12 protein-coding genes are annotated in these 14,240 nt (G+C 45.9%); 8 read left to right on the top strand and 4 right to left on the bottom strand.

Translation table 11 applies throughout. The annotated features are described in order from the left end of the window. Positions 1-256: 256 nt before the first annotated feature. From ettA to vsple_RS02705, 3 genes are all read left to right on the top strand, one after another. A complete protein-coding gene (gene ettA, locus vsple_RS02715; protein WP_255231408.1) occupies positions 257-1,924 on the top strand; it encodes an energy-dependent translational throttle protein EttA in 1,668 nt (555 codons plus the stop codon). 85 nt (positions 1,925-2,009) lie between these two features. Then, positions 2,010-2,387, top strand: a complete 378-nt coding sequence (locus vsple_RS02710; protein WP_261882606.1) for a PilZ domain-containing protein — start codon at positions 2,010-2,012, stop codon at positions 2,385-2,387. Between the two features lie 35 nt (positions 2,388-2,422). After that, the gene (locus vsple_RS02705; RefSeq protein WP_261882605.1) at positions 2,423-3,460 is read left to right on the top strand and encodes a M23 family metallopeptidase; all 1,038 of its coding nucleotides are present in this window, start codon (positions 2,423-2,425) and stop codon (positions 3,458-3,460) included. A 158-nt stretch (positions 3,461-3,618) separates the two neighbouring features. Here the strand turns inward: vsple_RS02705 and tyrA are convergent, their stop codons facing one another. The 3 genes from tyrA to nagZ all read right to left on the bottom strand — a co-directional run bounded on the left by tyrA (position 3,619) and on the right by nagZ (position 7,099). Continuing rightward, positions 3,619-4,746, bottom strand: coding sequence for a bifunctional chorismate mutase/prephenate dehydrogenase (gene tyrA / locus vsple_RS02700; RefSeq protein WP_261882604.1), 1,128 nt, complete (start codon positions 4,744-4,746; stop codon positions 3,619-3,621). 42 nt (positions 4,747-4,788) lie between these two features. Next, positions 4,789-5,862: a 3-deoxy-7-phosphoheptulonate synthase gene (locus vsple_RS02695; RefSeq protein WP_150895798.1), complete on the bottom strand. Its 1,074-nt coding sequence runs from the start codon at positions 5,860-5,862 to the stop codon at positions 4,789-4,791. 244 nt (positions 5,863-6,106) lie between these two features. Continuing rightward, complete coding sequence (gene nagZ / locus vsple_RS02690; RefSeq protein ID WP_261882603.1) at positions 6,107-7,099, bottom strand: beta-N-acetylhexosaminidase; 993 nt, start codon at positions 7,097-7,099, stop codon at positions 6,107-6,109. 99 nt (positions 7,100-7,198) lie between these two features. On the opposite strand from nagZ, the gene vsple_RS02685 reads away from it, so the two are divergent. Together vsple_RS02685 and murQ are read left to right on the top strand one after the other, a co-directional pair. After that, positions 7,199-8,314 (top strand): anhydro-N-acetylmuramic acid kinase, encoded by a 1,116-nt coding sequence (locus vsple_RS02685; protein WP_261882602.1) that lies wholly within the window; start codon positions 7,199-7,201, stop codon positions 8,312-8,314. Positions 8,315-8,345: 31 nt separating this feature from the next. Next, positions 8,346-9,275 (top strand): N-acetylmuramic acid 6-phosphate etherase, encoded by a 930-nt coding sequence (murQ, locus tag vsple_RS02680; protein ID WP_261882601.1) that lies wholly within the window; start codon positions 8,346-8,348, stop codon positions 9,273-9,275. 91 nt (positions 9,276-9,366) lie between these two features. Here the strand turns inward: murQ and vsple_RS02675 are convergent, their stop codons facing one another. Continuing rightward, positions 9,367-9,717: a DUF2799 domain-containing protein gene (locus vsple_RS02675; protein WP_255231415.1), complete on the bottom strand. Its 351-nt coding sequence runs from the start codon at positions 9,715-9,717 to the stop codon at positions 9,367-9,369. Between the two features lie 290 nt (positions 9,718-10,007). Here vsple_RS02675 and vsple_RS02670 point away from each other — a divergent pair, with 290 nt between their 5' ends. The 3 genes from vsple_RS02670 (at position 10,008) to btsR (ending at position 14,149) form a co-directional block, all read left to right on the top strand. Next, positions 10,008-11,495, top strand: a complete 1,488-nt coding sequence (locus tag vsple_RS02670; protein ID WP_261882600.1) for a carbon starvation CstA family protein — start codon at positions 10,008-10,010, stop codon at positions 11,493-11,495. Positions 11,496-11,687: 192 nt separating this feature from the next. Next, on the top strand, positions 11,688-13,358 hold the full coding sequence (locus vsple_RS02665) for a sensor histidine kinase (RefSeq protein WP_261882599.1): 1,671 nt from the start codon (positions 11,688-11,690) through the stop codon (positions 13,356-13,358). Positions 13,359-13,417: 59 nt separating this feature from the next. Then, entirely contained in the window at positions 13,418-14,149 is a 732-nt protein-coding gene (gene btsR, locus vsple_RS02660; protein WP_032553185.1) for a two-component system response regulator BtsR, read from the top strand. The last annotated feature ends 91 nt before the right edge of the window (positions 14,150-14,240 follow it).

Raw genomic sequence — 14,240 nt, 5'->3', positions numbered from 1 at the left:
TCCTTAGTGCGTGTTTGAATACGTGAAGACTATTTACGCCTTACATCACATCAAATGTAAAGAGTTTGAGTGTAAATATTATTAAAGTTTAACACTCCACCTAAAAAGCATTTGAAATCTGCTTTTAGTGAGAATTTTGACAATTAAAAGCCAAGATTTATCCCTGAAAAGCCTTTTCATATCGGGGAGTAACATCTTTGGACGGATTGGTATAAAATAATCGTTTATTTTGAACAATAAGTAGGAACGATCGGCAATGGCTGAATACGTATATACCATGTCGCGAGTGAGCAAAATTGTGCCACCAAAGCGTCAAATTCTGAAAGACATCTCTCTAAGCTTTTTCCCTGGTGCCAAAATTGGTGTTTTAGGTCTGAATGGTGCAGGTAAATCAACACTGCTACGTATCATGGCCGGTATTGATACAGACATCGATGGTGAAGCTCGTCCACAGCCAGGTCTAAATGTAGGTTACCTACCTCAAGAGCCTGTTCTTGATGAATCTAAAACGGTTCGTGAGATCGTTGAAGAAGCGGTTGCAGACGTAGCAGGCGCAATGAAGCGCCTAGACGAAGTATACGCAGCTTACGCAGAACCAGACGCTGACTTCGATGCACTAGCAAAAGAGCAAGGTGAACTTGAATCTCTTATCCAAGCAAAAGACGGTCACAATCTAGAAAACGCTCTAGAGCGTGCAGCTGATGCACTTCGTCTACCTGAGTGGGATGCGAAAATCGAACACCTATCGGGTGGTGAACGTCGTCGTGTTGCTATCTGTCGTCTACTTCTAGAGAAGCCAGACATGCTTCTACTAGACGAACCAACCAACCACCTGGATGCAGAATCGGTAGCGTGGCTTGAGCGTTTCCTTGTGGATTACAACGGTACTGTTGTGGCAATCACCCACGACCGTTACTTCCTAGATAACGCAGCAGGTTGGATCCTAGAACTTGACCGTGGTGAAGGTATTCCGTGGGAAGGTAACTACACATCTTGGCTAGAGCAAAAAGATGCGCGTCTGCAACAAGAGGCGTCTCAAGAGAAAGCTCGCCAGAAGACTATCGAAAAAGAACTTGAGTGGGTTCGTCAAAACCCGAAAGGTCGTCAGTCTAAATCAAAAGCGCGTATGGCTCGTTTTGAAGAACTGCAAAGCGGCGATCGTCAGAAGCGTAACGAAACTAACGAGCTATTCATCCCGCCAGGTGAGCGTCTAGGCGATAAAGTTATCGACGTGAAGAACCTAACCAAGTCTTTCGACGGCCGTGTTCTTATCGACGACCTATCATTCAGCATGCCTAAAGGTGCTATCGTTGGTATCATCGGTGCGAACGGTGCGGGTAAATCAACGCTATTCAAGATGCTTAGCGGCACTGAACAGCCTGATTCAGGTACGGTTGAGCTAGGTGAAACAGTGAAGCTGGCATCGGTTGACCAATTCCGTGACAGCATGGATGACACGAAGACGGTATTCCAAGAGATCTCTGAAGGCGCTGATATCATCAAGATCAACAACTTCGAAATCCCAGCTCGTGCATACTGTTCTCGCTTCAACTTCAAAGGTTCAGACCAACAGAAGATCATCGGTGAGCTTTCTGGTGGTGAGCGTAACCGTGTTCATCTGGCTAAGCTGCTTAAGACGGGTGGTAACGTACTGCTTCTCGATGAGCCAACCAACGACCTTGATGTTGAAACACTGCGTGCACTAGAAGAAGCGCTACTAGAATTCCCTGGCTGTGCAATGGTTATCTCGCACGACCGTTGGTTCTTAGACCGTATCGCTACGCATATCATTGACTACCGTGATGAAGGTCAAGTTAACTTCTATGAAGGTAACTACAATGAGTACATGGAATGGCTGAAGAAGACGCTTGGTCCTGAAGCAGCTGAACCACACCGTATCAAATACAAGCGTGTAACTAAGTAAACTTCGCTTGTTACTTATTCTAAGGCCGCTCAACCAGCGGCCTTATATGATATGACACTCTAAACCGATAGATAAGGAAGTATCTATGATAGAAAGGCGTCGATTTTCAAGGATCGTTTATCAAGTCGCTACCAGTTTAACCCAAGATACTTTAGTGGTTGATGGCACAATACAAGACTTGTCACTACAAGGCTTACTGATAGATTGTGAAAACCATCATCAATTAAACCATCACTTGCCTGTTCAAATTTGCTTTCAATTAACAGACAGTGATATCGACATTCAACTAGAAGCCTCTATTGTCTCTACCATCAATACCTCAGTGCGCTTACGCATAGAGCATTTAGATATTGATAGTATCAGCCATCTTAAGCGCCTTGTGGAGCTGAACGTTGGTGATGATGAGTTACTTTATCGAGAAATAGAACATCTAACAGATTTAGGCGAAGAGTCAGCCGAATAAAGCACGCTCTTCGAATTATTATTTAATACGTCATCATGTCTCAGAAAATTTCGATTACTGTTCCTTCGAGCCAAGGGGAGCAGACACTTTACTTTGGCCGTAAAGCTGTGCTTTTTTGCACCTCTGCAATCCTTTCAGTTCCTCTTTTAATTAGCGGTGCTATCTATCTACATTACGACGGTCAGCAGAAACTAACTGCATCCGAACAGCACGCCTCTGATCAGGCTCACGATGCACAGAAGCTGATCGAGACTTTGATTGTAGAGAAAGAGAATATGGAGTTTATGTACGATGAGCAGATTGAAACCAATCACTCGTTGGCACAAGCTCTGACGGAAAAAGAAGGCACCATTCAACTGCTCGGTAAACGTGTCTTCGATGTCGAGTCGGTACTTGGCCTTGCTGATGAAGAACTGGTTAACGATGAGACCTCTCTTGAAGAGCGAATCGACGCTGCGGCCATCGACTCAGCAGTTCGCGCAACCATGTTCCGTTTAATCCCTAACGATAGTCCAATGGCTTATCAACGCATCTCTTCATCATACGGCAGCCGTATCAACCCGATTACAGGCAAGCGTCATACTCATACTGGTATCGACCTTACCTGTAAGCGCGGTGAAGATATTCTTGCTCCGGCTGACGGAGTGATTGAAACCGTGCGCCCAAGTAAGAAAGGCTTTGGTAACTTCCTGACCATGCGCCACTCTTTTGGCTTCATGAGCTCGTACGCTCATCTGCAGAAGTTTAAGGTTCGCAGCGGCCAGTTTGTAAGTAAGGGTGATGTGATTGCAAGCTGTGGCAACTCTGGAAACTCAACAGGCCCACATCTGCATTACGAAGTACGCTTCTTGGGCCGCTCTTTGAACCCGCAATACTTGATGGACTGGACACCAGAAAACTTTAACTACGTATTTGATAAAGAGAAGAAGGTGAAGTGGGGGCCGCTGGTTCAACTGATCGACAATGTCGTACGTCTTCAAATCAACCTGACGAACGTACCTTACATCAACTCATCGATTGAAACTGTATCAAGTGATGAAACCGAGACAAAGACAACACTGGCAACCAACTAACGTGTGATAGCTTTTGACCTACGGTGATCTTTTTACCTACAGTAGGACAAATACTCTTAACACAATGATAGTTAAACAAAAATATAGCCACCTAAGTTAGGTGGCTATTTTTCTATCTATTCTTAACTCAATGTTATTGGAGCTAACTCTAGCGCAGGCTAGCCGCGATGAATCGAGTCATGGGCTTGCTTAAGAAGATTTTGACTCTCTTGCAAGAACTGCTGAGAGTAATCACCAAACCACTCGCTCACTTCATTAAAGCTTTCCACGAATTGAGCTTTATCTTTGCCTTCCAGAATCTTCAGGGCTTCACCAAAGCAGTGGTGGAAACGGCGAATCATCGCGATATTTTCGTCTGAAGAGAGAATAATATCCCCGTACAGGTTCGGGTCTTGAGCAAACAGACGGCCTACCATCGCAATCTCAAGGCGGTAGATAGGTGAACTCAGCTGAAGCAGACGATCAATGTTTGGATTCTCTTTGCTAAGGTGTAGGCCGTAAGCAAATGAAGTGAAGTGGCGCAGCGCTTGGATTAACGTCATACCGTGATCGTGTTCTTGAGCATCCATACTACACAGGCTTGCCCCCCAGATACCGAATTGCTCTAACAACCACTGGTAGCTTTCTTGACCGCGACCATCACTGTAAACAATCACCTGCTTTGCAAGGCTTGGGACATCTGGGCCGAACATTGGGTGTAGACCAACGACAGGGCCTTGATGAACCGCTAACATGCGTTGCAGTGGCTTAGACTTGATTGATGTTAAGTCACACAGAATACAGTCGCTTGGCAAATTGTTCAGCTTGTCAATTACACCTTCTGTCAGATTGATAGGCACAGTGACCACGACAAGACCAGCATCTTTCAGTAACTCATCAGCCTTGTCCCAGTCTTTACTACCTAGTACTTTTACATCGTAGCCAGATAGCTTGAACATACGTCCAAATAGACCACCCAGCTGGCCATTACCACCGATAACAACAACTGAACGCAGCTCAGGGTTCAGACACTTAAAGCCAGAATCCTTCTCACTCGCGTACGACTCACGCATAGTACGACGCAGAATGTCTTCAATAAGCTGTGGCGGCACACCGAGTTTTTCAGCCTCTGCACGGCGAGATGCAAGCATCGCTGCCTCACGCTCAGGCACATAAATCGGTAAACCGTGCTCGCTTTTCACCTCACCTACTTTCTCAACCAGCGCCAAGCGTTGGGCAAGAAGCTCTAACATCTGTTTATCGACAACGTCAATTTGGTCGCGTAATTCGTTCAGTTCAACGGCCATTCTTCTTCCTTTCTAATCCTTAAGCCTCGATTGGTGCAGGTACTAGCCTTTTAGACGATTTTCCAAGAATGGGACTAGTTCCGTGTGTGCACGTTTTAATAGTGCCTCAGTTGAATCCCAATTGATACACGCGTCGGTAATTGAAACGCCGTATTTCATCTGATCGAGAGGAATGTCAGAAGATTGATTGCCCTCGTTAAGGTGGCTTTCAATCATCAAACCGATGATGGATTTGTTGCCTTCACGAATCTGGTGGATTACGTCTTCAGCAACCAGCGGTTGACGACGGAAGTCTTTACGAGAGTTAGCGTGACTACAATCCACCATAAGTGCAGCACCTAGACCTGCTTTTGATAGCTCTTCTTCACACTCATGCACCGATACAGAATCGTAGTTAGTCTGCTTACCACCACGAAGAATCACATGGCCATTTGGGTTACCTTGAGTTGTCAGTAACGCAACTTGACCTTCGCGGCTGATACCCATGAAACGGTGACTTGAAGAAGCCGCTTGCATCGCGTTAATCGCAGTACCTAGGTTGCCATCAGTACCGTTTTTGAAGCCGATTGGCATAGATAGACCACTTGCCATCTCACGGTGAGTTTGAGATTCAGTCGTACGAGCACCGATCGCCGCCCAGCTAAATGTATCTGCTAGGTATTGCGGGCTGATTGGATCAAGCGCTTCAGTCGCTAATGGGATTTCCATCTCTGCCAGTTCAACCAGCAGTTCACGACCTACGTGAAGGCCATGCTCAATATCAAATGTGCCGTCTAGATGTGGGTCATTGATTAGACCTTTCCAACCAACGGTTGTACGCGGTTTTTCGAAGTACACGCGCATTACGATGTACAGTTGATCACTGAGCTCTTCAGAGAGTGCTTTCAGGCGTTTTGCGTACTCTTTAGCAGCTTCAACGTCATGAATCGAACAAGGACCACAAACCACTAGCATGCGGTGATCTTTTTTGTGGATGATGTTGGCGATAGTTTGACGAGACTCTTGAATAAAACGACGAGCATTATCACTCAGAGGTAATTTTGCTTTTAACTCGTCTGGAGTAATCAGTACCTGTTCGTCGATGATATTGACATTGCTTAATTCACTTTTCTGCATAACTCAACCTGTATTCTTTTATTTACACCCATGTAATCCATATGGGCTAACAATCTTTAAAAACTAACATAACAGCTATAAAAACGATTGCAAGTGTAAATAATAAAAAACATTTGATGTAAATTTAAATTTACATACTGAATTTTCAGGCAGGAAAGTGAAAAAGAGTTAGAAATCAGTCTTTACAGATACAAAAAAGGCGATATTTCTCATATCGCCTTAACAAAACTTAAAAAGTGTCTATTTATTGCCCGTTATCTAAAACACGCTTCATCTGCTCAGAAGCCTCTTTCCATCGAACATCTGACTGTAGCGTTGAAAGGTCGAAAGTGTGTTTTTTCAATAAAGAGTGTGCCAGGGGAACACTTTGTATCTCTAGGTTATCTAAAGCCTCTATTTGTGCATCTCGTTTATTACACATCAACACCATGTTACATCCAGCATCCAAAGCGGCTTGCGCTCTTTGTGCCGGACCACCCAAAATCGCCGCACCTTCCATCGTCAAATCATCGGAGAAAACTAACCCTTTAAATCCAAGCTGTTTTCTCAACACCTCTTGTAACCAATAGTGTGAACCGCTGGCGGGCTTATCGTCATAGTGAGAAAAAACCACATGCGCAGGCATCATCGCATCCAAAATGCCTGCCTCAATTTGAGCCTTAAAGATCGCCATGTCAGTTTCAAAGATATCTTCTCTTGGATCATAAGGTGTCTCTAGGTGAGAGTCTGCAATCACACCGCCATGGCCTGGGAAGTGTTTACCCGTCGTCGCCATTCCGACGCTTTTCATCCCACGGATAAAGGCGCTACTGTGACGAACAATAGTATCGATGTCCTCACCAAAGGCGCGATTGCCAATCGCTTTACACTGATGGCCTTTGTCCAATACCGGCGCGAAGCTCAAATCGATATCATGAGCCACTAGTTCTGCAGACATCAACCAACCAGCTTGCTCAGCCAATTGTTCACCGTTGTTGTGTTTGGCGAACTCTTGCGCCGCAGGAATAATTGAGAAACCATCACGAAAGCGTTGTACTCGACCGCCCTCTTGATCGACACCGATGAGAATAGGTCGTTTAGCCGCTTTGCGGATCTCTTTGGTTAGTGCCGCTAGCTGCTTGCTGTCATGATAGTTACGAGCAAAAAAGATCAATCCACCCACGGTTGGGTGCTCAAGAATTTCTCTATCTTCAGCTGTGAGCTCGTAGCCTTCAACATCTACCCACAACGGTCCCATATTTATCCCTTACTAAGCCAAAATTGATAATCTTTACGAGGTTATTCCGTTTGAATTTGCATTACAATGTTTTTAATTCACGGTCAGAAGAGTTTAGGAATGGATCATAAAGAGCTATACATCGGGGTTATGTCTGGGACCAGTATGGACGGTATCGACACCGCTTTGGTCAGTATCGACGACCAGCAAATTCGGCTGATTGCCCACGACGAATTCCCTATGCCCGAAGAGACCAAAAAGAAGCTACTCGATGTCTGTATCGGCCAGCAAACTAATTTGATCGCGATAGGCGAACTCGACCACCAGCTTGGTCATCTATTCGCGGATGCGGTTCTACAGCTACTATCAAAACACGATATCTGCGCCTCTCAAATCACCGCGATTGGCAACCATGGCCAAACCGTTTTCCACCAGCCTAGTGGAAATCACCCATTTACTATGCAGTTGGGTGATGCCAATATCATTGCAACTAAAACCAATATTGATGTTGTTGCCGATTTTCGTCGCAAAGACATGGCGTTGGGTGGGCAAGGAGCCCCTTTGGTACCCGCATTTCATCGCACCATATTTGAGGCAAAAGAGAGCAGCGTAGTAGTACTAAACATTGGTGGCATATCGAATATTTCAGTTCTTCAACCAAACAAGCCAACGTTGGGTTACGACACAGGCCCGGGCAACATGTTGATGGATGCTTGGGTACACAAGCACTGCGGTAAAAAGTATGATCAAGATGGGAAGTTTGCTCGCAGTGGCCAAGTAAATTCCGCCCTACTGAGTTCACTGCTTGAAGAAGCCTACCTTGCCGAACTACCACCGAAAAGCACAGGGCGAGAGCTGTTCAATCTGCCGTGGCTAGAAAACCAATTAAAGGCATTGCCAGAAATATCGGGACCCGATGTACAGCGCACCCTTTGTGAGTACAGCGCCATCACCATAGCTAATGAAGTGGTGAAGCATCAATCTGGATCATCCCCTGCCCTATACGTATGTGGTGGAGGTGTCAGAAACCCTCTTTTAATGGAGCGCCTTGCTACGTTGCTACCCGATTGGCAAGTAATTTCAACCTCCGCTAAAGGGGTCGATGCCGATTACATGGAGGCCATGGCATTTGCATGGCTGGCTCAACGTTATGTACATCAGCTACCAAGCAATCTTCCCGAGGTAACAGGGGCTTCAAAAAGCGCTTCTCTGGGCGTGCTGTACCGCGCAAACTGACCATCAATAGAGATTAGATTTAAGGATATTTATGAGTAACGACGCTCTTATTTCAGCACTATCACACTTAGTCTCTGAGGGGAGAAACCCTGAAACCATGGATATAGATCTGCTCTCCTCTCTGGAAGTGGTAGAGAAGATCAACCAACAAGACAAACAGGTACCACTCGCTATCGAGAGTGAGCTACCACAGATAGCCAACGCAGTTGACCATATCGCAGACGCCTTTCGTAATGGCGGTCGCCTTATCTATATGGGCGCTGGCACCAGTGGCCGACTCGGCGTACTCGACGCTTCAGAGTGCCCACCGACATTTGGCGTTTCCGACCAGCTCGTTATCGGACTAATTGCAGGAGGCCCAGAAGCGATATTAAAAGCGAAAGAGGGAGCAGAAGACTCACTCACTCTCGGTGTTGAGGATCTTAAAGCCATTCACTTTAATGCCAAAGATATCGTCGTTGGCATTGCAGCGAGCGGTCGCACTCCGTATGTGATTGGTGCGCTCAAATACGCCAATGAGATTGGCGCGACCACAGTATCACTCTCTTGCAACCCTGACTCACCTATCGCTCAGTTGGCTAAAATTCCTATCAGCCCTGTGGTTGGCCCAGAGGCGCTCACTGGCTCGACCCGTCTCAAATCGGGCACCGCTCAAAAACTGGTACTCAACATGCTGACCACTGCCAGTATGATCCGCATTGGTAAAAGCTATCAAAACCTAATGGTGGATGTTAAAGCCACCAATGAGAAGCTAGTGGCGCGCGCTGCCCGTATTGTTATGCAAGCGACGGATTGCGACAAAGAGGTAGCAAGAGAAACGCTTGCAAAGACCAGCTACGACGTGAAACTGGCCATCTTAATGATACTCACCGGGCTAGAGCTAGAAGTCGCGAAGCAACAACTTAAGAAGCAAGATGGATTTCTTCGTAAAGCAGTTGAGCACAATCAATCTAACGAGTAACGCGTCAAGATGTGCATCTGTTAATTGAGTTCACATCGTCTCAATGCAAAAAGCACCGACGAATCGGTGCTTTTTAATGCTAGCTTACAGCTTAGTGATCGTTCGAGAACTCGTCCCAACCTCGTTGCCACTCCATGCGAAAACGCTGTGCATCTTCCGTACCAGAACAAACGCCTTCATAAACCTGACCAGAAAGACCAATCTGATAAGCATGATTAGGGTTGCAGTATTCGCTGACGCCTTGATAGTAACCTTCGCTATATGCGGCTTGGTCGACTGCGCCCAGCTTTGTCATCTCAGAATAGGAACGTTGAGTATGACCTTTTACACCATCGCGGTAGCCAATTTCTTGCCAATTCCCCTCTGCCGCTAAGTCTTGCACGTTTGACGCGCAGCCTGTCATACCTAGAGCCATTAGCAAAGCTACGGTTACTTTCTTCATTTGAATCCCTTATCTTGTTATTATTCATTAGCTGCTATCACTAGCTGACGTATCTCGATTCTCCGCTTAACCCGCTAAAATGTCCACTGCTTCCCCTAGGTTACCGCTTAGTTCGAGACAAAACCACTTAACCTGACACCCAACCGCTTAACAAATCTGAAAACCACTCAATCAACCACAGCGCCACTTAAATCGCTATACGACCACTAACGACTTAAGCACAAGCTTCTCGCCAACCGCTCGCTTATTATCCACCCTGACTTAATTAATACATTCAGGGATAACAAATTATGATGTGGTTTCTAACCTGTGTTGCGGCACTTATTGGTGGCTACTTTCTTTATGGCACTTTCATTGAGAAAGTATTCGGCATAAACGAAAAACGCCAAACTCCGGCTCATACAAAACAAGATGGTGTGGATTACGTTCCAATGTCGACACCTAAAGTTTACCTTGTTCAACTACTGAACATTGCAGGTGTAGGTCCAATCTTCGGCCCTATCATGGGTGCCCTATACGGCCCAGCAGCCATGCTATGGATCGTGCTAGGTTGTATTTTCGCAGGTGCCGTGCACGACTACTTCTCAGGTATGTTATCTATCCGTAATGGCGGTGCTTCGGTTCCAACCATCACTGGACGTTACCTAGGCAATGGCGCAAAACACTTTATGAATATCTTTGCTATTGTTCTACTGCTTCTAGTTGGCGTGGTATTCGTTTCTGCTCCAGCTGGCATGATCACTAACCTAGTGAACGATCAAACTGATTTCGCGATGTCTACAACGACTATGGTTGTGGTTATCTTCGCTTACTACATCATTGCAACGATTGTCCCTGTTGATAAAATCATTGGTCGCTTCTACCCACTGTTCGGCGCACTGCTTATCTTCATGTCTGTTGGTCTAATCACAGCGATTGGCTTCTCCGATGAGCACCAAATCATGGGTGGATTTGAGATCAGCGACATGTTCACCAACATGAACCCGAATGACTTACCGCTGTGGCCTGCTCTATTCATCACTATCGCTTGTGGTGCTATCTCTGGCTTCCACGCAACTCAGTCTCCTCTAATGGCGCGTTGTATGGAAAATGAGAAGAACGGTCGCTTCGTATTCTACGGCGCAATGATTGGCGAAGGTATCATCGCTCTTATCTGGTGTGCTCTTGCACTATCGTTCTTCGGTTCAGTTGAGTCTCTATCTGAAGCTGTAGCAAATGGCGGTCCAGGCAACGTGGTATACAGCGCTTCATTTGGCCTACTGGGTGTATTTGGCGGTATCCTTGCTTTCCTAGGTGTAGTTATCCTACCTATCACTTCTGGTGACACTGCATTCCGTTCAAGCCGTCTTATCCTTGCTGAATACTTCAACATGGAACAGAAGACCCTGCGCAACCGTCTACTGATGGCGCTACCACTGTTCGTTATCGGTGGTATCTTGACTCAAGTTGATTTCGGTATCATCTGGCGCTACTTCGGCTTCGCTAACCAATCAACCGCAGTAATGATGCTGTGGACAGCGTCAGCTTACCTACTACGTCACAACAAACTGCACTGGGTAACAACAGTTCCTGCAATCTTCATGACGTCTGTGTGTATCACATTCATCCTGAACAACAGCCAACTGGGCTTCGGTCTACCAATGCAAATCTCAACTATCGTTGGTGTGATTAGTGCTCTGGGTGTTGCAGCTTACGTGATTAAGATTTCAAAAGGCAAAGGCGAAACTGACCTTGCTGATGAAGAAAAAGAAGCAAAAGGCGTAACAAAAACAGCCTAGCTTATCGGGTGTTATCCCCTTCGCTTGCTCCACCTTAAATTAAGGTTGGAAACTCTACAAAGCCCATCCTTGTGATGGGCTTTGCGTTACTGGGTAAATGACCTTTACACTATACCCATAACAAATGCTGTATTGATGACCGAGTCAATCAGCGCCTCACACCTCCGAAACAGATACCTTAATAGTGGATATATGGAACTGATTCTCTCGTTACTTCAACAAACCTGTGTCTACTTGGTACTGGCCTATATGATCAGTAAGACACCGCTGATCCTGCCATTGCTGAGTATCTCTTCACGACTCAGTCATAAAATCAGTTGTTACATCCTGTTCTCACTGTTCTGTATTATGGGCACTTACTTTGGCTTGCAGATCAACGATGCGATCGCTAACACGCGAGCAATGGGCGCTGTCATGGGCGGTCTGTTCGGTGGACCTGTAGTTGGCTTTGCCGTCGGTTTCACTGGCGGGATCCATCGCTACAGCTTGGGTGGATTTACCGACCTTGCATGCGCGGTATCGACTACAGCTGAGGGGCTAATTGGTGGCTTACTGCATGTCTACCTAGTGCGAAAAAACAAAGCGAGTCAGCTGTTTAATCCGATGGTGGTGTTCTCTGTCACCCTATTTGCTGAAATCATGCAAATGCTGATTTTATTGGCGGTCGCTAAACCGTTCACCCAAGCCTATGCACTGGTTTCCGATATTGCAGCGCCAATGATCATCGCTAACTCGGTCGGGGCTGCGCTGTTTATGAGCATTATCCAAGATAGAAAAACCATCTTTGAAAAATACTCGGCGACCTTTTCACGCCGCGCACTGACTATTGCCGAACGCTCGGTTGGTATTCTTCATGGCGGCTTTAACTCAGACAACGCACAAAAAATTGTTCGTATTGTTTATGAAGAGACCAACGTTGGCGCAGTAGCGATAACCGACAGAGAGAAGATTCTCGCGTTTGTCGGTATTGGTGATGAACACCATATCCCTAACACCCCTATCTCTTCACAGAGTACACTGACAGCGATGGAGAAGAACGACATCATCTACTTAGATGGTAAAGAGAACCCATACCAGTGTTCCCTCTCCGCAGATTGTAAGTTGGGCTCTGCCCTGATTATCCCACTGCGTGCGGGGAATGAAGTTGTCGGAACCATCAAGCTCTATGAACCGAAACTGAAACTCTTTTCAACCATCAATATGTCGATGGGGGAAGGTATTGCTCAGTTGTTATCGAGTCAGATTCTGTTTAGTAACTACCAACAGCAGCAAACCTTGTTAACCCAAGCTGAAATCAAGTTACTCCATGCACAGGTCAATCCACACTTCTTATTCAATGCTCTGAATACCATAAGTGCAGTCACAAGACGTGAGCCAAATAAAGCGCGAGAGCTGATTCAGCATTTATCACACTTTTTTAGAAGCAACCTCAAACAGAACATCAACACCGTCAAATTGAAAGATGAGTTAGCGCATGTTAATGCTTACCTCACCATTGAGAAGGCGAGATTTACAGACCGCTTAGAGGTTGAATGGGATATAGACCCGCTTCTTTACGAGGTCGAACTGCCAAGCTTTACCCTTCAGCCTCTGGTTGAAAACGCCATCAAACATGGGATATCTAACCTTCTTGAAGGGGGTAAAGTGAAGATCTACAGCGAACAGTATCAGGGTAACTACCGAGTCACGGTAGAAGATAATGCTGGCAGCTACCAGAAGCCAAATAGCGACCATGTCGGCTTAGGCATGGAGATAGTGAACAAGCGCTTAACCAATTTCTTTGGACAAGACTCTGCTCTAAAAATAGAATCTCAGCCACAGCAATTTACGCGCATGAGCTTTATCATTCCAAAAGAGCTGTAACACGCAACTCAGCATAGTAGCGTACACTGAAACAGTATATTGGAAATTAAGGTATTGGGATGTTAAAGGCATTAGTCATAGATGATGAGCTGTTCGCTCGCGAAGAGTTGATTGAGTTGCTCACTGAAACAGAAAAAGTGGATGTGATAGGTCAAGCCAGTAACGCCATCGAAGGGCTAAAACAGATCAATCACCTCAAACCAGACGTTGTCTATTTAGATATCCAAATGCCACAGATCACCGGTATTGAACTGCTGAGTATGCTCGACCCTGAGAACATGCCTTACGTGGTGTTTGTTACTGCCTATGACCAGTATGCGATTCAGGCCTTTGAAGATAACGCCTTTGATTACCTGCTCAAACCGGTTGAACCATGCAGACTAAACAAGAGTGTCTCTCGCCTGTGCAAGGTGATTAAGCAGAGTCAACAACCGCCTGAACAAGACATCAATGCGATTGCACCATCGCACCTGGAACAGATTCCGTGTATCGGCCACAACCGGATTGTGATCATGGCAAGCCAAACGGTCGAATGCGCCTACTCCGATCTGAGTGGTGTTCACGTTCGCAGCGCCTCGCAAACCGCCTCGTCGCAACTGACACTAAAAGTCCTGGAAGAGAAAACCGATCTGATCCGTTGTCATCGCCAATATTTGATCAACATAAAAGCGATCCAAGAGATCAAGCTTCTGGAAAACGGGCTTGCGGAAATCATCACTCTAACTGGCTTTGAGGTGCCCGTTAGCCGTCGCTATCTGAAAACGCTCAAAGAACAACTGGGGATTCATTAACCTTTTGGTTCAATACTCTTACCTTTTTCTTCAATCCACAGAAAACAAAATCAAAAAAGCCAACCGCAAAGGTTGGCTCTTTAGTGCAAAA

Source organism: Vibrio pelagius, assembly GCF_024347575.1.
In the GTDB taxonomy this organism is placed as follows: domain Bacteria; phylum Pseudomonadota; class Gammaproteobacteria; order Enterobacterales; family Vibrionaceae; genus Vibrio; species Vibrio pelagius.
The sequence above is the reverse complement of the archived record's forward strand: the minus strand, read 5'-3'. Positions and strand labels throughout refer to the sequence as shown.